Below are 22,787 nucleotides of genomic sequence, written 5' to 3' on the forward strand. Positions count from 1 at the left end.
TCAACGTGGCTTTCGCTTGTGGATCCCGAGTCCTAGCTGTTGTAAATGAGCAAGCACCTCTGGCCGATCCTCAAATCGCTGAACCACACGCGCAAGGTTCTTTTTCCAACTGGCGAAACTCGGCGGTCGCCCCTCTTGGTAACACGACCATAGCCGCTCGCTCAGTTCGGTGTTCAAGTCCGATGCCATCAGCGTACAAATGGCTTCGTGGACCCGTTCCCGCTCGGTTAGTGCATAGTCGGCATCGCCGACGGACACCATGTGCCAGTAACTGAGAAAGTCGTTGCGTTGTCGAGGTGGCAAGTCGTGAACGATTTCGTCAATCACATCCGCATCCGCCAACGACCCTTGATCCAGTGGCGTCCACGCATCGGTGCGAACAGCGATCTCGATGCCATCGTTGTCTAGGATGCGGTCATTGAAGATCAGCCAACCGCGTTTGAAAACAGCGTCCTGCAACGCATGTTGTACCGGACGGCACGACGCTTCGTAGCGAAGCAGTGATCCTGGATCAACTTTGACTAGGCAATCCGCGATGAACTTAGCGGACCGTTCCCAGCGGATCGAATCGTCGTCGGAACGTGAATCGGCATCGTCCGATGACAACATGCTTAGTGCCGTGTCGAGTGCTTTGTTCAGGTGGACGCGATTGCCTTCGCACGGGGCACTGGCCAATACATTGGCAGAAAGCGAGACGGCGTGGATAGGTTGCCGTGGTGGCGAGTGGATGAAGTGAATCAGACAATCGATGGCCGCGGCGACGACTCGGTGATCGATCCAGCACGACAATTCCTGGTCCCCATCCAACCGGAAATGCTGAAGGAGTAGTTCGGTCAACGAGACCTCGCCGTGCTTCAGTGCCGACAACGTCAATTCACTTAGGAAACGACCCATCCGTTGTCGTTCTTCCGCCGTCCTGCCTGCGGCAGTGCCGCAATATGCTTGAAGTCGCAGCAATCTTAGTGCGTTGGACGTGTCGTTTCGGATTTGGCATTCGAGCCAATCCAAGTCGAGCAGGATTTGCCGCGTGATCGCCAAACGCAGCAGTGACGACTGCAATAGCGGGGATTGTTCATCGTCAATTTGGTTGACGAGCGATTGCGCGACCTCACGATCGGCCGAATGCATTGAGATCTCAATCGCTTTGACACGCAACTCATCCGGCAAATTGCGCTCCATCGCAATCCCCATGACCACGTTGGCTCCTTGATCGACGGGATGCCCCGCGAGTGATTCGATACACCGTTTGGCATCGGGATGATCCGCACGCAGAACCGCCAGACGACGGATCCATTGTTCGCGTTGCAGCGAACCGAAGGACTCGGTGCATGCAACACAGCAATGCACAATCGCCGCTGGACTCTGGCTCTCATGTAATGCGTGCGAAGGCATAACGCCCCGAGACGATGATGTCGAAAGTCCGACGGGATCCGGAACCAAGCGACGAATGAGTCGCAGCAAAAAGTCGTCCAGCACGTCACGAGATCGCGATTTCCAGTGCAAAAACCCAGGGTCCAACGCAGCGAGCGTTTCGACGTACATTCGCCTTGCGTTCGGATCACCACTCTGCTGTGTCAAACGCCATAGGTGGTTGCGAATCGGAGTGATCATGCGGGACCATTCGATCAGCGTCGAGTCGTTTTGGTGTGTGTTCCGCTGCGCATCACGCGAGACGACGGCAAGCTTGGCTAGCCGTAACAAGATTTGCTGAAATGCATCGCCATGACGAAGCCAGTGCTGGGTCCGTTCCAAAGCGACGTTGCGAAATCGTTCGCTCAGCAAGACGGCGTGATACAAAACAGACACGCGATGTTCCGATTGGATCGCATGATCAAACAGCGAGCTTTGAGCGTCGATATCTTCCATTTCCGCAACTTGCAACGCGGCAAAGTAGGTTGAAAACGCGGGGTCCACGAAATGGTATTCATCAATCATCTCGCTACCCCGATCTAGCAGACGACTTGCTAGAATCGCCGACTCGGAAACGCCAAACGCGGCAGTGGCCCGCTGCAACTCGGTTTCATGGAATTGGGCATGTTCGCGTTGGTGTCCAAATCGCCGGTTGTACGCAAATCGGCTCAGCGCTTGCAAATGTTGCTGCGTGATGACTGCCGATGCGTTACCGGAAAAGTGAGGACGCTTTTGCATCCAGGCAACAAGTTGTGCGATTACCTTGGTGGACGATAACCCGCTTGGAATGTGGTAGGCGTCGAGAAAGACGTGCAAGATTTGTCCCAGAAACAGCGGGTATTGCGCCAATCCGTGCAGGTCATCCAAGCTGCGAATTTGATCGATGATTTGCTTTGCATCATCGCGACGAGGGTGCGATTTTGGATAGCGGCTGCGAATGAGATTGTTGGCCAATTCATTCATCTGGTGCGTTCGTAATTTACCAATCCGATAAAAATCAACGTGCTCGCGATCGCGTAGCGATTGCGGCAATCCCGCTGGGCGTGATGTGATTAGCGTCACGAAATGGTCGGATTCGTATTCCAATTGTTCACGGACGCTATCACGTTGGGCCGCGGGAACCTCATCCCATCCGTCGCACATCAATAACACGCGGTCGCGGTCATCCGAGACATGACGAAGCCACCTCGACGCCGCCTTCGTATCAATGTCTTCAGCGTCGAGTGACGCAAAGAAAAACTGTAACGGAGACAACTCGGGTTGCTCGGTGATCGCTTGGGCATAGTCCTTGAGCTTGATGACGATGGGGACGTCAAACTCACCCATGCTTGATTCGGCGATCGTGTGCGCCAACCACTGAATCAACGTCGACTTGCCGCTGCCGGGGCCACCGACAATGACACAGCGATCTAGGGTGCGAGCAACGATGGTGCGAATATCCTGCGCCAATCCAATCGGTGACGGTGCTCGCCAGTTCATCGCGTCGACACCTCGTTGCTGGCTTGGATTGATTTGGGACACACTCCGGTGTATTTGTGTGTTATCGGGTTCCACGCCAAGGTGTTTGTCGTTTTCGTCGCTTCGATCTTCATACAGTTCGAGTTCCACGAACATCTCGTCGATGGGCACCGGTTTGTCACCTGGGACCACCGATGGGATGTGGGTCCATGATTGTTTGCGATGAAGGTGATCGAACCATCGTTGAAGTCCATAGACACAGTCTTGTTCGCCCTCGGTGGCGCAAGGGACTCGTGCTGGATGACCGGCGGGCGATGGCAATTGAGCGTCGTGGTTCGCATCGATCACGGTGGTCGTGCCGCGAGTCCGGCAACTGGATTGAGCGATCGAGACCGCGGTTGCTAGAAAGCTTGGAATGGTGGCGGTGCGGCGGTCACGCTGACGCAGCCAACGCCGCGTAACCCTTCTCAGTTCATCCAGGCCGACACGTTGACGATCCGAGAATTCGACGCACCACATCTCGGCGATCGACTTCATTTCCAACCGGCAGCGGCGGGGAATGATGCCCAACAATATGGCAAGCGACTCGACTCGATAACAAAAATGCGTCTCGGTTTCGTTGCCGCATCGTGACGACTTGTCCCAGTCGTGCTCTTGCCAGGGGGATCGCTCGGCGAGCTCGCTGGGATCGCCCTCCATCTCGGCGTTAGCCAGTAGAGCGAATGCCTTTTTCAGGGGTGCAGGAGCATCGATCATCTTTGCCTCCATGACTTATGATTTCAAAAGCAGCAGGGCTGGGCGGAAAATCTTGGCGACTGGTCCCTGTCGTATGCATCGATCGGGCCGGTAGACGTCCCCCATGCTTGACTCATCTTGATGTCTGACGTCGCCGCCATGTTCGCCCTTGTTCATCGAAGGGAAACAAAGATCGATTTGCGACGGGGTGATTGCGGCAGTTGGGGATGCGGCAGTGGAGCTTGTTTGGCAGGTATTGTCCCGTTGCTCCGGATATTACGGAGTTTTGGGGGCCTTTGGGCGATTTTTCATTTGGGGACTTATGCGTTGTTGGTAAGCTAGGAAGACTGGAACGCCGACGAGAGGGCGGAGAATCGTTAATGGCGTTTAAGAAGAGTCCTTAAAGGCGTTAAAAACGCTTGAAACTAGCGAAAGCACCCGAATGCATCTGATTTGCAATCAATACGGTGTGGCGGTTAAATGGGGTAAGCCGCGACTTGAGGCGATGCCCCATCGGTCTGTTTTTCCAGACCCGCCTCAAGTCTCCGACTCGCCGAACGCTGCAGATTAGAATAATATCGATATTGCCGTGCGCAATATTGGCGCAAAGCGATCAAGTCGGTTGTCAATTTCAGTTTATTCCGCACACGAGCGAGTACCGGAAATGCCCAAAGGCAGCATCAAAATCAGTCAGACAAGAAAAGAACTTGGGCTCTCGCAACTTCAACTTGCTGTTCAGGCCGGAGTTGCTGTTCGGACTTTACAGTTCGCTGAAGCGGGGAAGCGTCATTTGTCCGCAAAGATGCTCCGCCGGATCGCCGATGCCCTGTCGTTGCCGTACGAGGAAGTGATCAGCGACACTTCGCAGAAGGACGATCAATTTGACGCTTGGCCGTGGTCGTTGTCGCAATTCATTCAGAGCAAGACGGTGCCCAGTGATGAAGCGTTTTGTGAAAACGAAGACGATGCGTCTGGGGTGATCCAGCGGATGCGAGACAGTTGGCGGATGCATCTGGACGGCGCAGATCCGACCGAAGACGACCGCTTGTTCATCGCCGCTGACAAGAAGTTAAACGAACGATACGGCAGTTACGAAGATCGCTATTTGGCGTTGTGGCGTCGACATCCGCAATCGATTCTGTTGGCAGCGGCTGACGGCAAACGATACGGCGCCAGCGTCGTATTGCCGGTGACCGATTCGGCGTACGAGCGTTTGCGTGACGGCGTCATCTCGTTCATGGATATCGGACCGGATGACATTCTGGATGAGAGCCAGAACTTGGTGCTCGATTCTGCGGTCGAGTTCAAGGACGCCGGTGTTTCGGCATGGTACAAGGTGACCGACAGTCTCAGCTATGCGGTGTTCTGTCAAATCGCCATGTTGTCGATCGATCCGATGGCCGAGGATTTTCGCATGGTCTCCTTTGGCGCAAGTCCGACCAACATTCGTCGACTGAAATCAATCGGGTTCCAAGAATGTGGTACCACGATGCCCGAATTTGATTTTCCTATCTGTGAATTCGCGCAGCAGCACAGTGACGAGTCGGACGACACGTACACCCGCGTCTCGACCACCTCGCACTACGCTCATCTCTTTCATCGTGTCGTCGGATCGCGTTTCCGGTCGGTAACGCGGCGACGTGTGATCACCAATTCGCTACGTGCGTTTCAGCGTATCGTCAAACCCGTAACCGACGATCACATGAGTGAATCGGCCTATTCGGTGGCATGACGTTCGCCGCAGTGAACCGGTTCCACTTCGGTTTGCACTGCATGGATCCCCCATATTGTTCCCAGAACTGGAAATAGCGTCGCTCGTTGTTGTCCGGTTCGCTGTCGATCCACTCGCGTAATTGGAAAATCATTCCGGTCGCGTCGACTGATAGATAGCCGGTGCGGCGGTTCCAATCGTGTGATGTCCATGATTCGAGCTCATCGCGCACCTGCGGGCACATCCGTCCGTGACCACTTTGGATTAACCATTCACCATCGATCTGATCGGCGTAATCTTCGGTCACGATAGCCCGTCCATTCTCGTGATGCAGTGCAAGCCGGCTGTCCGTCCCCACCACGGACGCAGCGACCTCGGTTGCCACTTTATGAAAACGAGGATGTCCTGAATCGAATCGCTGCATCGCGGCAAAACAAGTGTGACCAATCTCGGCCACCCCATAGCAGTGCAGGAATTCAATGTCGCAACCATGTTGCCGCAGCTGCTCGGAGACAAAACGCTCCAGCGACGACGGGAAATAGTAGCCGCCGGCGGCCCATAAGATCCGCTCGGGGATCTCCAATCGATTCCGCAGCGTTCGCAGTAACAGATCGACACCCGCCAACGGTTGAGCCGCCATCACCACCGTTCGATTTTCTAACGCAGCAAGTCGCATGGCGCGAATGAACGTGGGGGGATGCAGGTAGGTGTCGACAAATGGTGCGAATCCGCTTAATCCCAATGCGGCCGGATACGCGCTGACGATCAGCGATTCAGGGTGCAGCATCGTGGCCAATTTGGGAAACGAAGCCAACAACTGGGCCAACCGCTGGTTATCGGATTGGCCCAGGATTCGAAATCCGTACGGTTCAAGTGATGACGAACCCGCGGCATAGGACAACTGGTTGGCACCGAGATTCGTGCGAGTGGTTTGACGCGATCGGATCATCGTCGTTTCCCATACAGAATTTCAAAGGGAGGTTCCGCGACCAATCCCGACAGCCGATCTTCGCGAACAAGCGTGCCTTTGACATCCCACGTCGACAGATCGAACCATTCGCGAAAGAACTTCATCAGAAAGAAAGGCTGCCAGATTTTGGTTTGAATCCAAGTGTCGTCGTAGGAAAAGAGGCCTTCAGTCCACTCCCGTTCTTCGTGAGTCCATGCCTGACGCCACTGGAAATCCTCGCGAGCGATGCTTTGGATCCGGCGGGATGTGAACGAATCACCCGGAATCACAAACGCCACACTTCCACCGGGACGCAGCAGCGATGCCATCTTCACTGCGGCTGCCTCGAGATCCTCGATCGTGTGGACATGGTTCCAGTACCATGCGGCACTGATCAAGTCGACCGATTCGTCGGCGGCATCGAAGTCGGCAAACGTGGAACACTCGTAACGAATGCTGGGATCTTCGTTCTGTGAGTTGGCGATATCGATCAAGTCTTCGGAACTGTCGACTCCGACGATCGAATTTGCGAAGGGCTTTAAGATTTGGGTTGACTCGCCATGCCCGCAAGCGACGTCGAGTGCCGATTCACATTTCTGGGGCACCAGTTGCTGTAACGCAAGTTCGTGACAGCGATGCACGGCATCGTAATACTCGCGAACACAGGTTACCGTCGATTTGTATTGGTCGTAATTAGTCCAGCGGTACACGGTCATGGCCAAATTCCTTGGAACGCTAAGGTGGAAATGAATAAGTGAAAAAAGGGGATCTTAAAAAGTGGGACGTCCAGCGATGCAGTAGCGATATCTCGTTTCGCCGCGATGTCTAGGACAGCATCATCGGTGATGCGTAACAGCTTGTTACGACTTCTTCCATCGGTAGGACGTCATCTAGATTGGCAAAGATGTCGCTACAGAAGGATCGACGATTCGGGTCAGCCGACATCATCATCGCGATGCTGTCGGTGCCCAGCGTTGGGTGGATGAAGTCCGAGCCTTCGATCACTTCGTACCCGATCCGTTGGTAGAACGGGATCAATTTTTTGTCCGCGTTGATCAGATTCAATCGTGAGCCGATGTCGACTTGGTCACGCCAAAACTCGCGCACCATCGTTCGCAGCGTCCTCAGCGAGGAACAACCGCTTCGATTGATCCGGAACTTGCAAGTCGAAACGAGGCAATCGTGATACTGCGTCATCAAGTGGGGTGAATAAACCTCGGCACAATCGATTGCTCCATCGACGGGGCGTGTCGCCGTCATTGCGCCAATCGGCTGGCCGTCGTACAACATGCTGTAGTGAAAACTGTACGCATCAAACGCGAACGAGGGCTCACCGCCTCCTTCACGGCGTACTTGCATGACTTGTTCGTGGACTTGATTGTCGGTTCCAAAATCACGCGAGATCGTCAATCCGAGTGAGTCGTCTTGAAACAGAAAACGGTAAGGATCGGCAACAGCCATTCCGCTAGATCGCATAACGAATCGATGCCTCCAACGCTCCTTCGCCTCCAACGTTGCCTGCACCATTGAAGCAACCTAGGTGGAAAGGCCATCGACGAAGGAGCGGTTTCGATGGCCTCGCACTTCTTGGGCGGCGAGACATCGAGGGACAGCCGAGGGACATGCCGATGTCCCTTGCGAAAAGACAACCAAGCGGACGCTCTCGCGAGTCGTCAAAACCAGGCGGCAGACGGTGTCATGTGAACAAATGACAACCGGGCGGGGGCACTGGTGAGCGAGCATTTGCCGTAAATCACGCAGCCGAGACTGCGTTGCCGTCAGCAAGCGGCGATCGTCAAGTGACCGGCAAAGAAGGCGATGATGCCAGCAAAAAAAATTGCAAAGTCGACGTGTCCTGTCACGTCGCTGTCCCACGCCGAGGCTTACGGCTCTGTTGGCCGTTTATTCGCTGGTAGCTACCTTCGCCAGAAGGTGGTGACGCGAATGGGGCGGCAGCCATCCGGGCTGCTGGCGAGCGTTGCTACGAAAACACAAATGAGCCATTTCGCAGCGAAACGCGCGGACAGGTAACAGAAGACCGGAATGGCGTGCAAATCTTCCACGCCCGCTGCCGAGCCTTTGCGTGTTTCAAAAAATGCCGGTCGTAAATGCCGGTCCACGCAATCGATGCTGTCCAGAAACGAAAAAAGCCCGCGAATGCGGGCTCATTTCTCAGTACCCCCACAAGGGCTCGAACAATCGACGGGAACGCCGTTGCACGGACAATCCGCTACGTTGGCGGTGTCACCGGCGGTGTCATCGTTGATCGAAACCGATCCCGTTTCCGCGGAAATGTGGAAACGCTGGGCACTGCTAAGCGACTCAGACCGCCAACGCGTGTTGGCTCTCACTGACGCCCTCATCACTTAGGTAGTAGGCTTCGTTCGATGCGCTCAAACTCCATGCTTATGGCCGCTGCGTTGTCGGCTATGAACTTGTCGTAGTCATCCATTGCGATCACCAAAGCATCTTGATGTTCTCCGGGCTCACCCTCACGCAGTTGTCCGCTGGTGGCCCAGTACCAGGTACGACTCCAGACGCTCGCCCCAGATTTTCCAGGTTCCGTGCGATCTTGAAGGGTGCAAATAACATGGCCTTGTGGCGTGTGTGATAAGCGGTTCCGCAACGTTTCTTTACTCATCATTCTGATCTTCCTCTAAAAAGTATTCCACGAAATGTGAACGTGCCCAACTAGTACAAGCGAGCGAAAGTCCGGTTTCAAGTGTTGGGGCCGCAAAAAATCCGCATGCTGTTTTAGGCTGCAAAACACGGTGTTTTCTTAGCGTCTCACGTGCTGTAGGTACTACTTTTGCGAATTCGATCCGCCCCCTACGGGAACAACCAAGCGACTTCGCACACTTGCTTGCTCATTGCGGCCGTTGACGCTCCCCCCTCTTTTCTGGGCGAATTGGGAGCGTAGACCGCACGTAGTAACTCAACAAAAAATCCCGCAGGTTTTGGGGAGGGGGGGCTCTCGGCTATTTGTTCGGCGTGCGTGCTTACTTACTTACCGCTGATTTTCAGCACGTACACAAAAACGCATCAGAAACCGGGCTACGCCCCGAGGGCACCGCCCCCTGGGAAGGACCCGCATTGCGTACAGCCGATCACGCAGGGAAGGAAAGTGTGTGTTTATACGTGCCCGTTCCCTGCACGGCTTTTTGAATGAAATGCCGCCGGAAGAACCTAGCGAAGATCGGAGATGGACTTGCCTAGCGACATCCGACAAAATGGAGCCCCCGGACCAATCATCCGGGCTCCAAGGTTGCGGCTGATTCCCGCAATCGTCGAAGGGTAGGCGGTTAGCTCCCGCCGAACGGTTCACCGGCTGCCGATGTTGTTCCTTTCATCGCGCCGCGTGAATCGGCCCGCAGTTGAAAAAGGAACCGAAATGAATTCCCTGCCTCCTGCCTTTGCAGGCATCCTGAACTTCGTTGAAACATGGGGCAAACCCTACACGTTCATCGAATTGGAAAACGATGAGCACCTTCTAATTAAATTCCTAACGGAAGCTGAACAGACAGTGCCCAGCATAGGCGTCGTACGGTTGTTTCTGACGCAATCGGAGGAAGTTCGCCAAGCACTAATTAAAGCGGGGCCGGGGAAGCTTTTGAAAACGGGCGGAAGAATTTTTGACCCGCTCATAGCAACCACATTTACAGAATGTTTGCTCGACCATGCCGAGATACTTTGCGGCTGTGCCTCAAGAGCGCGACTAATTCTTCCCGTACCAATTCCGTTTGGCAGTGAGAAAGTGGAGTGGAAGTATCGCAAGATTGACGACTATCGAAACCACGTTCAATTGGATTGGTACGCATTTGATGGAACGTTTGCATACGAGCTTCCATTTAATGTTCGACTTGAATGCGGTAAAGCGGGAATAAGAATTGGCGATTCAGACGGCCAAAGCCAAAACGCGAAACAAACGAATCAATCTCGTCACTCCGCTGATGTTGCAAACAACGGTACTGCAGAATCAAGGAAGCTGATTCCTACTTCGCGAGTTGCTCAGCTTGCTGGCGTTGAATCACGAACTGTTCTCGACTGGCAAGACAAGGGATACATTCAATCCGCTGAGAAGCGAGGGCGTCGATACTTCTTTGAAGAGTCAAGAACAATGCAAAACATCGCAGCTATTCGGGAGGCAAGAATCGTTTACCCACAGCGATGACCGGCATTCGTTCGGCATTCGTTCGGCATTGCGTGAAATGTTCGGCATTCTATCGGTGTTCGCCATGTAACGCCTTTGAACGTTTCCATTGCTCCCCTATCGTTCGGAAAACACCCCGAACACCGGAGGGCACTCAATGCCGAAGACAATTAACGTCGACCGAAACGCGGTCTATCGGTTGTCGGATGCCGCGATTCTTTGCGGACTGACAAACCACGCGGTTCAATGCGCAATCAAAGCGGGCGAGCTGCCCGCCACCAAGCGAAGCCGACGAACTTACATCGAAGGTGATGCGCTTTGGCGGTGGATCACTGGACGGCCCCAAGCAACGGAGGCCGCCAACCGTGGTTGAACAATTGTTGTTGTGGTCCGATAGCGATGCCGACGCTTCCCCGCCGATCGTCGCCCCAGCGAATGAACCGCCGCCCGCGTTGCAATTGCAACCGATGGACGATAGCCCTCCACAACTAATCACATCGGGCTTGATTGCTGTGACATTGAATGAATCGGCCCGCCGTGTTCGTGGCGTGCTGGCGACACGTCCCGACATCAAGCCCGCCGCGTTTGCGGGGCGGACTCGGCTTTACACTTCCGCCGCTGTCGCGAGGGTTCGCCACGAACTCAACGCGATTGATGCGAAGCGATGCCGACGGGAGGAAATGCAATGAGCGAAGCAACGCTTTCCCCTGCGGACCTTAGCGCACTGGCGGACCTAGTTGCAAATCGGCTTGCCGACAAATTGCGATCGGCACCGCTGCTTATCACGAAAGACGAGCTTGCCAAGCGAACCACGCTCAGTCTTTCGTCGATTGAACGCCGCGTAAACGATGGGACGTTGCCCGCCGTCCGCGTTGGCCGCCGCGTTCTGTTTTCACCCGATGCCGTTGTTCAAGCATTGTCGACCAATGAAAGAGCCCCAAAGGTTTAACCCTCTGGGGCTCTTTGTTGATGCGATGGCGACCAAACCCCGCAAACCCAAGACTTATCATAGTGACCACTCCAAACGACGAACACCGCCGCCGTGAGCGGTTGCGTTGCTTGATTGCCAAACATTGGCGAGAGCAAGGCCGCCGGAATGATTGGACCGATGCCGAAATAGAACAAGCGATCGACGCCGCGATAGAACGCGAAAACGCTCGGCACTCGGCAACCAGCAGGCCTGGACGAACAGAGCACACCACGCCGCCGGTTCAAGCAACGATGTTTGATGCCGACGAAGCAACGCGGCGAACTCGCCAAGACGCCGCCGAAAATGCTCGCCCAAAGCAATCAAGCCGCCGCGATGCGATCGAACTATGGGTAGCATCCAAAGGTGACACCGGGGCGACGCGGGATGAAATCTCGATTGCGTTTTCACTTCCGATTCAATCGGTTTGCTCGCCCGTTCGTGACCTAGTTAGGACGGGACGGTTGCGGAACACTCGCCACAAGCGACCAACACGGCAAGGTGAACTCGCAACCGTGGTTGTCTCGGCATTACTTCCGCGTGAATCGAGCGAGGGCGGCAAGTGAACTGCCCACAAACGCGGATCGATCGAGGGGAACAACTGCGATTGATCCGAGATTATCAACCGCCGTTGTTTCGATGCGACGACGCCAAAGGCGTTGCGACCTGCAAGATCAAGGCGGTACTCAAAGCGATTGATGATCGCGCGGGCGATGCGAACAAACGGCAAGTTTGCAGAGCGGCACAAGTGACGCTCGCGCAAGATGCGGGCATCAAATCCACGACTACGGTAGGTAGGGCTTTTCACGCGTTGTGCGTTTACGGTGTGGTTACGAATCTTGGCCGCCGATGCAGAGGCAGAGGTGGGGCCGTTATCCATTGCCGCGTGAATTTTGAAACGTTGAAACGTCTAATTGATGGCAACGATCACGAAGGCGAAACCAAGTTGCAACCGTTAATGATTGGTTCGACCGAAAACGACAAACCAACCATTAACCAGTGCACGACCAAACCACACTCAGTAAGCGACCAACCATTAACCAGTGCAGGACCTAACATTAACCAGTGGGTACAACCCGCCCCCGACCCGCCAATAACCCGCCCCACACCCGCCCCCAATCGACAATCGGGGGAGTGGGTGGCGTTGGTTGATGAATTGCACTTGATGGGAATGCACACCGCCCCCGATGCGATCAAAGCCGCCCGGACTCGCAAAGCGCCGCCCGAGTACGTTCGTTTTTTGATCGACGATGCCAAGCGAAAAGGGGCAAGCAATGGTTTACTTTGCAATTGGATCAAAGGCACGACAACACACGCTGTGACACCCGAGCGGTTTGAACGGACGGAGGCTCAGAAAATAACCGAACGTGTCCAAGCCGCCGGAATTGAACGCGGTGCGGATCAACTTGCGATCGACTCGGCAACCTTTAAAGAGTTGACCAAGCACGGGCTCGAGCGTTTCGCTACCGACGCCCAACGCAAAGCCCCTGCCCAATGGGAAACCAAACAGAAAGCCGCTGCAGCATCGGCGGACATCCCGCCCGTTTTGATCGAAGGGGCCCGAGCTTTGGACGCGAAGCCGCCGAAACCCAACGCGAAATTCAAACGGGCTTCCAGCCATTCCACCAAGTCAAACGACCGCCGCCGCGAACTTGATCGGCAATTGGCAGAACTTGGCAGTGGATCGACGACGCGATAACCGATAACCTTAATTCCGCTACGGCTAGGGCATGCAACCCGAAAACCGGCTTCCCGAGCTGGCCCGCCGTGGCGTTTCCTTTCATTCGGGATCAACTACGGGAGTTGTATCTGTGGCATCACTACGCAAAGAGATTGACCGGGGCCGCGTTGGCTGGCGGTTGCAATTACGAGTCAACGGGCACCGCCGATCACTTTGGATTGGCGAAGCATCCAAGCGGGTTGCAAGCGGTGTCGCTCGACACGTTGAAGAGCTGGCCCTTGCCAAAGAGTCTGGGCACCAAGCCGACGCGGGGCACATTCAGTGGGCAAACTCGCTTGAAGGCCGCATGCGTGACACGCTGACGAAATGGGGATTGATCGAACCGGCCAACCCAAAGCGATCGAGCGACGCGGGGCGATTGCTGGGGCCGTGCTTGGACGCCTACCTTGCATCACGCACCGATTGTAAGCCGCGAACGATTAGCAACTACAAGCAAGCCCGCCGGTTGCTTTGCGAGTACTTCGGCGAACGCCACTCTATCCGAACCATCACGCCCGCCGACGCTGACCGCTGGCGCCGTTGGTTGCTCGCCCGCGTTGTCAAAAAAGCAACCGAAACGACACCGGCCGAAACGATGGCAATTGCCACGGTGTCAAAACACATCAAGCGAACCAAGACGATGTTCACTGATGCGGTACGGGATCGGTTGTTGAGTGCAAACCCGTTCGCCGATCAAAAGGGAGGGAACGAAGCGAACAAAGCCCGCCATCACTTCGTTGATCGAACCGCGAGCGCTGCAGTTTTGAAAGCCTGCCCCGATCACGACTGGCGGTTGATCTTCGCATTGCCGCGTTTTGGTGGGTTGCGTTGCCCGACGGAAGTTACCGGGCTGACCTGGGCCGACATTGACTGGGCAGAGAATCGGATCCGCATCGACTCGGTTAAGACCGGGTTGCGGTTTTGCCCGATCTTTCCCGAACTGCGACCAATCCTTGATGCCGCGTTCCACGCTGCCCCCCCCGGTTCCACGCATTGCGTGCAACGCTACCGTGGCGCCGTGAACCTGGGAACGCAGATGAAACGGATCATTGAAAACGCGGGGCAAGTGCCATGGCCGAAAACGTTCGTTAATCTGCGATCGACACGGCGAACGGAATTGCAAGAAGCGTTCCCCAGTCACGTTGTCGATGAATGGCTGGGGCATTCGACCAAGACGGCCGAAACGCACTATTTGCAAGTGACGGCTGACCACTGGGCCGCCGGAGCAATCAAGCCGACGGGACAACCGGCCAACGATGGGGCCGATCCTGGCGGTGTCACTGGCGGTGTCATCGTTGCACGTCAAGACAATTCAGGGCACAGCACCGATACGAAAAAAGCCCGCGTTTTGCGGGCTTCTGACGCATCTTGGCCGCCCATGAAAAGCGACTCAGTACCCCCACAAGGGCTCGAACCTTGGACAAACGGATTAAGAGTCCGTTGCTCTACCAACTGAGCTATAGGGGCGTGTTCGATGGGGAAACCGTGGTTTCCGTCACATCAACGAGCCAATTTTAACAACTTCTTCGAGGCTCGCAATAACCGGTTCGACAATTTCCAACGCCTCGTCACTGGCCGCTCGGGGGTGCCGGTAACGCTCGCAAAATCCCTTCCGCTTTGGTCCATGTCTCTGCTTCTTCGCTCACGGGATTGCTCCGCGCCGTGATTCCGCCTCCGACCGGAATCTGCCACTGGCCACCCGCGGCAGTGACGGTGCGAATCAGGATGTTAAATTCGGCATGTCCGGAACAACTGATGTATCCCATCGATCCGCAATAGGGGCCGCGGCGGTCGGGTTCCAGCTCCGCGATCGTTCGCATCGCTTCGATTTTTGGAGCCCCCGTCACGCTGCCGCCTGGAAAACATGCCTTCAGCAAATCGATCACATTGCAATCGTCTCGCAGCGTTCCCTCGACGATCGAAACCAAATGCTGGACAAACTGATAGCGTTCGACTTGGCACAATTTGCGGACTTGCACGCTGTCGTCGCGGCAGACACGCGAAAGATCGTTTCGCATCAGGTCGACGATCATGATGTTTTCGGCACGGTCTTTCAAACTTTGCTGCAGTGACTCGGCAAGCCGCTGGTCGGCAGCGGCGTCGCCGGTCCGCGGCACCGTCCCTTTGATCGGCCGTGTCTGGACGTGGCGGCCATCGAGTTTCAAGAACAATTCCGGCGAGCTGCTGAGCACTTCGAATTCGTCGCCGTGGTAATAGACGCTGTAGGGTGCGGGGTTGACCATCCGAAGTCGGCGATACAGTTCGGCAGACGGCATCACCGCGGGATGCAGTAATCGCTGCGCTAGATTGACTTGGAACGAATCGCCACTGCGAATTCGGTTGACCACGTCCGCGACAGCATCGCGGAACGCTTGGCTGCTGAAGTTGCTGGTGACTTGCGTGCGATCACACGGGCCCGCCTGGTCATAGGGGGCGGCCTGGTTATGCTGGCTAGTCTGAGCACGCGACGTCGCCGTTTGCTCGCTGGTTTTTAATGCCTGCTGAATTTGATCTTCGATCTCGTCGGCTCGCATGATCGCTCGTTCGAGTTGGCCGGGACCAGCTACCAGGCCATCGTTGTCCTCGAAACCTTGGCAAATCAACCACGACGTCTCCTCGGCGTGGTCCATCGCGATCGTCCAACCGTACAAACCGAGTGACATCGCGGGCGTGGGCAGGTCATTGCGACGCGACACCCCAATTCGCTCGAGCCATGTTGCGGCTTCGTATCCGATCAATCCCGCGATGCCGCCCTGCATCGGTGGCAAGTTCGCAGCTCGGATCGAAGGTAGTTGGCGATACCACCGCTGCAGCACCGGCCAGGGATCAGGATCCCCCACGTTGGCCACCAGGGTTGCGACCGGGTCGGACATCAAAAATGAATATCGTGGCGGCGGCACGTCATCATCGGCCGGCGATGTCGGTTTGGGGACCGAATCAAACCAGAGGCATCCAGGCCGAGTGGCAAAGTGCGGAAAGACACGCTCGATCGAAAAATCGTCCGAGAGCCGGCGAATGACAGGGAGAGAAAGGGGCGAGCGAGTCATGTTGATAAAGCTAGCAGGAAGCCGCGGTTTCTCTAGGTGGCTTGATGTCGAAAAAAACGGGGGGCCAAACGGTCGGGGATTGGGACTCGATTCATTTGCAGCTATCTTTGATCATGTGGCGGTCGAGCCCTACGCGACGATCACGCTGTGTGGGTTTCGATTCGTCTCGTTCCCGGTTCGGATTCGCAAAACTATTACCAATTAGCAGATCGATGCCATTCACTGTGACTCATATTGCCGCAGCGGTTCCGATTGCTTGGCTATGTCGATGGCGAGTGCCTTTTTCAGCATTGGCGATCGGATGTGCGATCCCCGACATTGCCGCGTTCTATCCCGCCTGGATCGACTATCGAGCCACCCATTCGATCATGGGCATCTTGACGCACTGCTTGCCGATTGGAGTCGCGTTCTATTATCTGTACCAATCGCTGCTGAAACGTCCGCTTGCGGATCTATTGCCCAAACGACTCTCCGAGCGACTTTGGCCATGGTTGGACAAGCCGATCGATTTTTCGATCCCCGCGATCGCCGCGGTGATTGCGTGTGTCATGTTCGGCGCCGGAACGCATGTGTTGTGGGACTCGTTCACGCATGGCGGACGGTGGGGCGTCCAGCAATTTCCTGTTTTGAAGACGACGGCAATCTCGCTGAGTGACCGCGCGATCTCGTGGTATTCGGTGCTGCAACACCTTAGCTCGGTTGTGTTTTTGCCACCGATGTTATTGGGGTTCTACATCTGGATTCGGCGTCAACCGCGAGACCCCAACCAACGCTGCCATTTTCAATTGCCGCGATCGGTTACATGGCCCGTCTTGGGCCTGATGATGCTGACCATGGTCGCTCATCTGGTCTGGACGCGTCTAAAGCATCCGTCGGATTCACTGCTAGGCGTTGCCGCCTACAGCATCAAACAAAGTGGTGCGCTGATGATGATCATCGTCCTGCTGTACTGCATCTCAATGCACGTGATTTGGGCATTGCAGCGTGACGAAACGCAGCCGACCGCAAGCGAAACGTAGTGCGGATGCCCGATCTCGTCGAATCTTTCTCGCCCGCCGGCTGGTTCTTAATAACGCAGCGGCGCGGAGCAACGCAGGGAAGCATTTTTGAGGCGGCAAATCACGGCTTTTGCATTTCGTAGCTACGCTCGCCAGAGCGTGGAGGGTTACTGCAAACGCAACGCGTCTTTCCCGCTAGATCTCTTGCGAACTATCTCGCTCCCTCGCGGATCAGCTTGATCAATTCCTCGGTGTTCATCCGCGCGGCGCGATCGGTTCCATCGAGAACGCCGGCGACCAGTTCCCGTTTATCTGCATGCAGCTGCAAAATTTGTTCTTCGATCGTGCCTTCGGCGACCAATCGATAAACAGTGACCGGTTTTTGTTGTCCGATACGATGAGCACGGTCGGTCGCTTGATCTTCCACCGCTGGGTTCCACCATGGATCCAAGTGGATCACGTAATCCGCCGAGGTCAGGTTCAATCCCGTCCCCCCGGCTTTGAGTGAAATCAAAAACAGCTCGCCTTCGCCATTTTGGAACGCATCGACGCGTCGTTGCCGTTCCGATGCCGGAGTGGCACCGTCAAGGTATTGGTACTCAATCCCTTGTGCGTCGAGGGCTTCACGAATCACGCCGAGATGCTTGACGAATTGGCTAAACACCAACGCTCGGTGCTCTCCTTCGCGAAGCTCTTCGACCAAATTCATCAGCAAATCCAATTTCGCCGAGCCTTTCTTCCAGGTCGGATCGACCAATCGTGGATGGCAGGCCAATTGTCGCAGCCGGGTCAACCAAGCGAGCGTGCGAATGCGTTGCTGGCCAGCTTGCGAAGCATCGGCCGACTCGCCGCTCAGTTCCGCGAGTGCCGCAATTCGCACGTCTTCGTAGCGTTTGCGTTCGGCTTTGCTGAGTTCGGCATGCAACGTGATTTCGGTTCTCGCCGGCAATTCTTTGAGCACCTTGTCTTTGGTTCGTCGCAGGATGAACGGGCGGACCAAACGCGCCAACGATTGACGTTGTTTGTCATCTTTGTGGCGTTCAATCGGGTCGGCGAAACGGTTGCGGAAACGGTCCCAGGATCCCAGCAGTCCCGGTGAGAGCGTTCGGAACAGGCTCCACAATTCACCAAGATGATTTTCCAGCGGGGTACCCGACAGCCCGATTCGCCAATCGGCGTTGATCAAACGAATCGCCTGCGATGTCTTGGTTTGCGAGTTCTTGATGAACTGAGCTTCGTCGAGAATCAGCGTACTCCAGTCACGAGTGGCAAACTTCTTTGCATCCCGCTGCACCAATTGGTAACTAACGATCACTAGGTCGCCGGGACCGACCGAGTCGATCAATTGTTGGCGATCCGAATCGCGATACAGGTGCGATTTTAGCGACGGGGTAAACCGCTCGGTTTCACGCACCCAGTTGTCTCCGACGCTGGTAGGCGCAATCACGAGCGAGGGCCCTAGGTTGGCGCGGTCCAACAGCACGCCAAGTGTTTGTACGGTTTTTCCTAGACCCATGTCATCCGCCAACACGCCGCCGACACCCCATTTGCTCAACCGGGCCAACCAACGGTATCCATCCAATTGGTAGTCGCGGAGTTCGGCGTCAAGCCCTTCGGGTTTTTGCGGAGACCAATCGGCAAGCGATTCGAGTCGTTTGACCGATTCGTGCCAGCGTGCGGTGGCTTCGAGTACGACATCGTCGCTGATCAATTCCTGCACGACCGGCATCGCCGCGTCAGCGATCTTCATCGAATCACGCTCGCTGACGACAACGTCGCCAAGCTGCTGCAATCGACGGCGGAATGATTCGCTGATTTTGGCAAACTCGCGATCGCCCACTCGCACTAGCGCTCGGTCTTCGCGAACGGCAGCCAACAAATCGGCCAACGAGATGTCTTGTCCATCGATCGTCACCGATCCCGTCAATCCGAACCAATCGCGTTTGTCATCGATTTGCACGCGAAGTGCCGACGGGGTCAGCTCACCTCGGACTCGAATCGATTGACCTTCGGGCCAAATGATCCGTGGCGCATCACTGCCGCCTTCGTACAGACGTCCGAGCAGATCGAGTGCGGCTTCGTCGCTTTCGGCGACCCAGCGGTAATTTGCATCCGAACTGAGTTTGTTGAACTCGAATCGCTCGACGACTGCATCGGCACGCTGTTTTTCATCGTCCAAGTCGCGTTGCAGCCGAATCGGACCCTCTTCGGTCAAACATGGCACGATCTGGGGCGACGAACCCGGTGCCAAGACTTCGCGGAACCGGTCGTCGTGGATGGCCAGCGAGATCAACAACCCGGCACCGGGCCGCGGTCGTAATTCAAACACCAATTCGCCGGTGATCGGCGTGATCGGTCCAGCTAATTCGGGCGGCAGATTGACGCGAACCAGTGAATCAACGGTGGCACAACCGACCGCCAACCGGGCGGCGGATTCCGCGTCCAACACGGCGTCCTGCAAATCGCTTTTCAGCAAAAATTGAATCACTCGCGTCGCACGCGGGTCACGCAGCGTGCAGACGATCAAGCGATGGTGTTTGCGATCGGCCAAAATCACCAGCGGCTCGACGGGGCTGCTGTGCCCCATCACGACTTCGCACTGCTTGATGTCGATGTTGAAACCCGAAACGTGCAGCACTGGCCGGAAATGGGTCGCCGATGGATGCGGATCGTGGTTGTCGTCGTGCTGTTCTTCCTCTTCCTCCAAATCCCGTTCGACCGGCTCGAGCGTTAAACTCAGTTCCGCGGAATAAACGTCCAAATCACTCGCGTCCCCATCGGCCCAGCCGACGTTGGGATGACCGACGAGCGATTGCAGGGCTTGGAATTCGGCGTAGTGGTCTTCGTCAAAACTGTAGCTTCGCGAAGCGACCAAGGCGGCAATCTTTCCGTCGATCGGAAACGCGGTGAAGTCGCGTTTGAGCAATTCAAAGCCGCGAATCTCTTTGCCCTTGGTCCAACCTTTTTTGTTCTTGCGTGGTTTTTGTTCGTACGGCGTGATCGAAAGCGGAGCGTAATAACGCGAGCGTGAAAAACCGATTCGCCATTGCAATCGCGTCTCTTCGTCGCTGGTTTCCGCCGGACGACTCGACTCTTCGGCGAGTGTTAGAATATTGTTCACCAGGTCACGGCCGATGCTGACCGAATCGACTTCTAATTCGCCAAGGAAATTCAGCACCTCGCCGATGCTGCGGCGGCCCAATTGTTCCTGCAGCCACCACGCCGTCGAAAGCGTATGCGAGCATTGGTAGTGAGTCTTGAATTGGGCGCATTCACAGGTCGCAATCGCTTTGAGCGACGTGCTGTCCGGGGACGGTGCAAAATCCTCGTCCTCCTCGTCCTGTTCAGCTTGAACGTCAATGGCCGCCGCTGCGGTGGGTTGCCGATTCCCCTTGACCTTGAATTCAAACCTCAGCTGGCGGCCCTCGCGGCTCAGCGTGGGCGAGTCGACGGTCAACATCGCAGCACGTTTGTCCAACGATTCATCGTGCTCATTCACCAAGCGTTCAATCGCTTCGCCGACGAGAAGTCCAAACGCTGCAATCGCGTCGTCGGACATCAAATCCATATTTTGCCTTCCATTGTCGCGTGAATCTCGATGAACCAAAGGGCTACCATTGTATCGACGCAGTTCGGGTGTGTGAGTCGGGGCCGGGGGAAAAGGGAACGCGTGGGGCGACTGGAAAAACATCTTGCCGTCACCGGACGCTCGGCCCGATGCATGATCCAGCCATCTCGCGATACGCCATGTCAACTGCCTCGGGGGCTCCCGCCGTGGGCCAATCCGAGATTCTAACCTCCCCCTGCTTTGAAAACATGGTGTCTTTGCTCGATTCTTTTTCTCGCTACAGTGTAGGGTTGGCTCACGTGAGCTTGATCTTCCCTACTCGTACTCTGCAGGTGTAATTCATGCCCAAGTTGACGGTTCAAGGCGTCGGTGAATTTGATGTTCGTGCTGGAAAAAGACTCGTGAAAGCATTGATCGAAGATGCCGGAACGGATCAATTGCACGCTTGCGGTGGCCAAGCACGCTGCACGACATGCCGAGTCAAATTTGTTGACGGCGAACCCAAAAACATCACCGAAGCCGAAAAAGAAACATTAAAAGTTCGTGAAGTCAAAGAGCCCGGTGTCCGTCTGAGCTGCCAAATCGCTTGTGACCATGACATGACCGTGGAACTGATCAGCCGGCTCGAAGGCAGCGGTCGCAAAGACCAAGGTTCCCCAGTGGCTGACGAAATCGAACCCGCTCCGGAATGGACCACGCGGTAAAGCCGGACTCGGCCTACCCCCCTAAGCGTGAGCAAGGGACTTCATCATCCTAACCCGATGCGTGAGTTTTGAAGTTGTGCCATTGTATCAGGGGCAAAGCCCCGGAAGTTTACCTAGCCCAGCCCAACGGGCTGGGGCCAAGAAAACCAATGAATTGTAGGGCCAACGGCCCGGCCGTTTACAGGGACTTAATGAGGGCGGCTAGCAAATGGCCGGGCCTTTGGCCCGAAGAACGCCTAAACACGCAACATCAAAACTCACGCGTCGGGTTATGATTTTCCTCAGCTGGAAACGCTCGCTAGCAGCCATCGCCTAAGAACCAGTCGGCGAGCACGCGGTCCATCCAACAATTGCGTTGTCGGTCGATGAATCCAACGTGCCCCCCGTGCTTCGAGACGATGCGTTTCACGGTGCGGCTCCAGTGATGTTTCGATTCAGCAAAACAATCCACTGGCACCACCGGGTCATCTTCGGCGGCCAATACCAACGTGGGGACCGCCACCGTTTCGATGTAATGGGCAGCCGACGATTTTTCGTAATAGTCCAGCGCGTCCGCGAAGCCACTTAGCGGGGCGGTGAATTGATCATCCAATTCACGCAGCGTGCGAGGCCGCTTCGACGCAATGCTGGCTGCGAAATCGCTACGAGCTCGGACGCCGGGGGGGATTCGCGACATCAATTGGCGGATGAAGTAATAGTTGTATGGCCGCAGAATTCGCCGCTGCATGTTCTCGCTACACCTCGCCAGATCGACGGGCGGACAAATCGCAGCAATTCGATTGAGTTTGCCAAACCAATCCGGCTGCGGGTCCGCTCCGGAACCGATCCGGCCAACCGCACGCAAGATTTGGTTTCCGCCCAACGAGACGGCTGCGACCCCCAAGCGGCCGTCTGGTGCCAAGTTCGCGATCGCTCCGAGCGCCGCAATCAAATCATCGCTTCGGCCTGCATGCGTCAATTGTTTAGCCAGCCCAAACGCATCACCACAACCACGCATGTCGATGCGAAAAACACGCACGCCTTGTTCGTGAAATCGCTTCGCCAAGCGAATCATGTAGGGAGCAGCATGGCATCCCGATAATCCGTGCACCAACAGCAGCGACAGCCCGTCCTCGGGCCAATCGTGGGGGCAGGTCTCATGCAGCACCACTGCATCCCCGTCGGGCAGCGTCACCGTATGCTTCTGAGTCGGCAAACCTAACTTACCCGGCGGCGTGACCGTCGCGAGGGTTTGCAGATGTCCACCTCGCAGCAAGCGATGTTGTTGAAAGGCAGGTGGCTGAAATGAAATCATAATTCGCTATAACAGAGAGGCTGGGGCGGTCAATTGTAGTGAGCCGCGAATCGATCGTGCACCCGATAGCTTCTCG

The 22,787-nt window shown here is 55.8% G+C and carries 20 protein-coding genes, 1 tRNA gene and 1 pseudogene; 12 read left to right on the forward strand and 10 right to left on the reverse strand.

What is annotated here, in order from left to right; all coding sequences use genetic code 11:
- Window positions 1-3,624: an NACHT domain-containing protein gene (locus tag ABEA92_RS28070; protein ID WP_345688611.1), complete on the reverse strand. Its 3,624-nt coding sequence runs from the start codon at window positions 3,622-3,624 to the stop codon at window positions 1-3.
- Window positions 3,625-4,267: 643 nt separating this feature from the next.
- Between ABEA92_RS28070 and ABEA92_RS28075 the strand changes: the two genes are divergently transcribed.
- A complete protein-coding gene (locus tag ABEA92_RS28075) occupies window positions 4,268-5,335 on the forward strand; it encodes a helix-turn-helix domain-containing protein (RefSeq protein WP_345688613.1) in 1,068 nt (355 codons plus the stop codon).
- Here the strand turns inward: ABEA92_RS28075 and ABEA92_RS28080 are convergent.
- From ABEA92_RS28080 to ABEA92_RS28090, 3 genes are all read right to left on the reverse strand, one after another.
- On the reverse strand, window positions 5,283-6,263 hold the full coding sequence (locus tag ABEA92_RS28080; RefSeq protein ID WP_345688615.1) for a hypothetical protein: 981 nt from the start codon (window positions 6,261-6,263) through the stop codon (window positions 5,283-5,285). The genes ABEA92_RS28075 and ABEA92_RS28080 overlap by 53 nt on opposite strands.
- Window positions 6,260-6,979: a class I SAM-dependent DNA methyltransferase gene (locus tag ABEA92_RS28085; protein ID WP_345688617.1), complete on the reverse strand. Its 720-nt coding sequence runs from the start codon at window positions 6,977-6,979 to the stop codon at window positions 6,260-6,262. The genes ABEA92_RS28080 and ABEA92_RS28085 overlap by 4 nt, the downstream gene beginning before the upstream one ends.
- A gap of 109 nt (window positions 6,980-7,088) precedes the next feature.
- Window positions 7,089-7,724 carry a hypothetical protein gene (locus tag ABEA92_RS28090; protein WP_345688619.1) on the reverse strand — a complete coding sequence of 212 codons (636 nt, stop codon included), beginning with the start codon at window positions 7,722-7,724 and terminating at the stop codon, window positions 7,089-7,091.
- A 696-nt stretch (window positions 7,725-8,420) separates the two neighbouring features.
- On the opposite strand from ABEA92_RS28090, the gene ABEA92_RS28095 reads away from it, so the two are divergent.
- Window positions 8,421-8,633: a hypothetical protein gene (locus ABEA92_RS28095; protein WP_345688620.1), complete on the forward strand. Its 213-nt coding sequence runs from the start codon at window positions 8,421-8,423 to the stop codon at window positions 8,631-8,633.
- Here the strand turns inward: ABEA92_RS28095 and ABEA92_RS28100 are convergent.
- Window positions 8,626-8,907: a hypothetical protein gene (locus ABEA92_RS28100; protein ID WP_345688622.1), complete on the reverse strand. Its 282-nt coding sequence runs from the start codon at window positions 8,905-8,907 to the stop codon at window positions 8,626-8,628. The two genes, ABEA92_RS28095 and ABEA92_RS28100, sit on opposite strands and share 8 nt — an antisense overlap.
- 747 nt (window positions 8,908-9,654) lie before the next feature.
- On the opposite strand from ABEA92_RS28100, the gene ABEA92_RS28105 reads away from it, so the two are divergent.
- The 8 genes and pseudogenes from ABEA92_RS28105 to ABEA92_RS31455 all read left to right on the forward strand — a co-directional run.
- The gene (locus ABEA92_RS28105; RefSeq protein WP_345688624.1) at window positions 9,655-10,434 is read left to right on the forward strand and encodes a hypothetical protein; all 780 of its coding nucleotides are present in this window, start codon (window positions 9,655-9,657) and stop codon (window positions 10,432-10,434) included.
- A gap of 136 nt (window positions 10,435-10,570) precedes the next feature.
- The gene (locus ABEA92_RS28110; RefSeq protein WP_345688626.1) at window positions 10,571-10,786 is read left to right on the forward strand and encodes a helix-turn-helix domain-containing protein; all 216 of its coding nucleotides are present in this window, start codon (window positions 10,571-10,573) and stop codon (window positions 10,784-10,786) included.
- Window positions 10,779-11,102, forward strand: coding sequence for a hypothetical protein (locus ABEA92_RS28115; RefSeq protein ID WP_345688628.1), 324 nt, complete (start codon window positions 10,779-10,781; stop codon window positions 11,100-11,102). The genes ABEA92_RS28110 and ABEA92_RS28115 overlap by 8 nt, the downstream gene beginning before the upstream one ends.
- Window positions 11,099-11,362, forward strand: a complete 264-nt coding sequence (locus ABEA92_RS28120; RefSeq protein WP_345688630.1) for an excisionase family DNA-binding protein — start codon at window positions 11,099-11,101, stop codon at window positions 11,360-11,362. The genes ABEA92_RS28115 and ABEA92_RS28120 overlap by 4 nt, the downstream gene beginning before the upstream one ends.
- Window positions 11,363-11,424: 62 nt before the next feature.
- On the forward strand, window positions 11,425-11,946 hold the full coding sequence (locus ABEA92_RS28125; RefSeq protein WP_345688632.1) for a hypothetical protein: 522 nt from the start codon (window positions 11,425-11,427) through the stop codon (window positions 11,944-11,946).
- Between the two features lie 335 nt (window positions 11,947-12,281).
- Window positions 12,282-13,079, forward strand: coding sequence for a hypothetical protein (locus tag ABEA92_RS28130; protein WP_345688634.1), 798 nt, complete (start codon window positions 12,282-12,284; stop codon window positions 13,077-13,079).
- Between the two features lie 68 nt (window positions 13,080-13,147).
- A complete protein-coding gene (locus ABEA92_RS28135) occupies window positions 13,148-13,423 on the forward strand; it encodes a hypothetical protein (RefSeq protein WP_345688635.1) in 276 nt (91 codons plus the stop codon).
- A pseudogene (locus ABEA92_RS31455) lies at window positions 13,408-13,737 on the forward strand (hypothetical protein); the annotation flags it as partial. The gene ABEA92_RS28135 and the pseudogene ABEA92_RS31455, both read left to right, overlap by 16 nt.
- On the opposite strand, the gene ABEA92_RS28140 reads toward ABEA92_RS31455, so the two are convergent.
- The 3 genes from ABEA92_RS28140 to ABEA92_RS28150 all read right to left on the reverse strand — a co-directional run bounded on the left by ABEA92_RS28140 (window position 13,714) and on the right by ABEA92_RS28150 (window position 16,147).
- Complete coding sequence (locus ABEA92_RS28140; protein WP_345688636.1) at window positions 13,714-14,094, reverse strand: hypothetical protein; 381 nt, start codon at window positions 14,092-14,094, stop codon at window positions 13,714-13,716. The pseudogene ABEA92_RS31455 and the gene ABEA92_RS28140 overlap by 24 nt on opposite strands.
- A gap of 400 nt (window positions 14,095-14,494) precedes the next feature.
- Window positions 14,495-14,567 (reverse strand) — tRNA-Lys (locus ABEA92_RS28145).
- Window positions 14,568-14,668: 101 nt separating this feature from the next.
- Entirely contained in the window at window positions 14,669-16,147 is a 1,479-nt protein-coding gene (locus tag ABEA92_RS28150; RefSeq protein WP_345688638.1) for an anthranilate synthase component I family protein, read from the reverse strand.
- A 212-nt stretch (window positions 16,148-16,359) separates the two neighbouring features.
- Between ABEA92_RS28150 and ABEA92_RS28155 the strand changes: the two genes are divergently transcribed.
- Window positions 16,360-17,166, forward strand: a complete 807-nt coding sequence (locus ABEA92_RS28155; protein ID WP_345688640.1) for a DUF4184 family protein — start codon at window positions 16,360-16,362, stop codon at window positions 17,164-17,166.
- Between the two features lie 190 nt (window positions 17,167-17,356).
- Here the strand turns inward: ABEA92_RS28155 and ABEA92_RS28160 are convergent, their stop codons facing one another.
- Window positions 17,357-20,713, reverse strand: a complete 3,357-nt coding sequence (locus ABEA92_RS28160; RefSeq protein ID WP_345688642.1) for a DEAD/DEAH box helicase — start codon at window positions 20,711-20,713, stop codon at window positions 17,357-17,359.
- A 341-nt stretch (window positions 20,714-21,054) separates the two neighbouring features.
- Here ABEA92_RS28160 and ABEA92_RS28165 point away from each other — a divergent pair, with 341 nt between their 5' ends.
- Window positions 21,055-21,417: a 2Fe-2S iron-sulfur cluster-binding protein gene (locus tag ABEA92_RS28165; protein WP_345688644.1), complete on the forward strand. Its 363-nt coding sequence runs from the start codon at window positions 21,055-21,057 to the stop codon at window positions 21,415-21,417.
- Window positions 21,418-21,715: 298 nt separating this feature from the next.
- On the opposite strand, the gene ABEA92_RS28170 is transcribed toward ABEA92_RS28165, so the two are convergent.
- Window positions 21,716-22,711 carry a YheT family hydrolase gene (locus ABEA92_RS28170; protein ID WP_345688646.1) on the reverse strand — a complete coding sequence of 332 codons (996 nt, stop codon included), beginning with the start codon at window positions 22,709-22,711 and terminating at the stop codon, window positions 21,716-21,718.
- Window positions 22,712-22,787 lie beyond the last annotated feature (76 nt).

Source organism: Novipirellula caenicola (assembly GCF_039545035.1).
GTDB classification, from domain to species: domain Bacteria; phylum Planctomycetota; class Planctomycetia; order Pirellulales; family Pirellulaceae; genus Novipirellula; species Novipirellula caenicola.

Bases quoted from the DNA above. Each gene is read 5' to 3' on its own strand.
- ABEA92_RS28110 (WP_345688626.1), top strand. From the start codon at position 10,571: ATGCCGAAGACAATTAACGTCGACCGAAACGCGGTCTATCGGTTGTCG.
- ABEA92_RS28160 (WP_345688642.1), bottom strand. From the start codon at position 20,713: ATGGATTTGATGTCCGACGACGCGATTGCAGCGTTTGGACTTCTCGTC.
- ABEA92_RS28095 (WP_345688620.1), top strand. From the start codon at position 8,421: ATGCGGGCTCATTTCTCAGTACCCCCACAAGGGCTCGAACAATCGACG.
- ABEA92_RS28100 (WP_345688622.1), bottom strand. From the start codon at position 8,907: ATGATGAGTAAAGAAACGTTGCGGAACCGCTTATCACACACGCCACAA.
- ABEA92_RS28085 (WP_345688617.1), bottom strand. From the start codon at position 6,979: ATGACCGTGTACCGCTGGACTAATTACGACCAATACAAATCGACGGTA.
- ABEA92_RS28155 (WP_345688640.1), top strand. From the start codon at position 16,360: ATGCCATTCACTGTGACTCATATTGCCGCAGCGGTTCCGATTGCTTGG.
- ABEA92_RS28070 (WP_345688611.1), bottom strand. From the start codon at position 3,624: ATGATCGATGCTCCTGCACCCCTGAAAAAGGCATTCGCTCTACTGGCT.
- ABEA92_RS28120 (WP_345688630.1), top strand. From the start codon at position 11,099: ATGAGCGAAGCAACGCTTTCCCCTGCGGACCTTAGCGCACTGGCGGAC.
- ABEA92_RS28170 (WP_345688646.1), bottom strand. From the start codon at position 22,711: ATGATTTCATTTCAGCCACCTGCCTTTCAACAACATCGCTTGCTGCGA.
- ABEA92_RS28075 (WP_345688613.1), top strand. From the start codon at position 4,268: ATGCCCAAAGGCAGCATCAAAATCAGTCAGACAAGAAAAGAACTTGGG.
- ABEA92_RS28080 (WP_345688615.1), bottom strand. From the start codon at position 6,263: ATGATCCGATCGCGTCAAACCACTCGCACGAATCTCGGTGCCAACCAG.
- ABEA92_RS28140 (WP_345688636.1), bottom strand. From the start codon at position 14,094: ATGCGTGGAACCGGGGGGGGCAGCGTGGAACGCGGCATCAAGGATTGG.
- ABEA92_RS28105 (WP_345688624.1), top strand. From the start codon at position 9,655: ATGAATTCCCTGCCTCCTGCCTTTGCAGGCATCCTGAACTTCGTTGAA.
- ABEA92_RS28090 (WP_345688619.1), bottom strand. From the start codon at position 7,724: ATGGCTGTTGCCGATCCTTACCGTTTTCTGTTTCAAGACGACTCACTC.
- ABEA92_RS28150 (WP_345688638.1), bottom strand. From the start codon at position 16,147: ATGACTCGCTCGCCCCTTTCTCTCCCTGTCATTCGCCGGCTCTCGGAC.
- ABEA92_RS28165 (WP_345688644.1), top strand. From the start codon at position 21,055: ATGCCCAAGTTGACGGTTCAAGGCGTCGGTGAATTTGATGTTCGTGCT.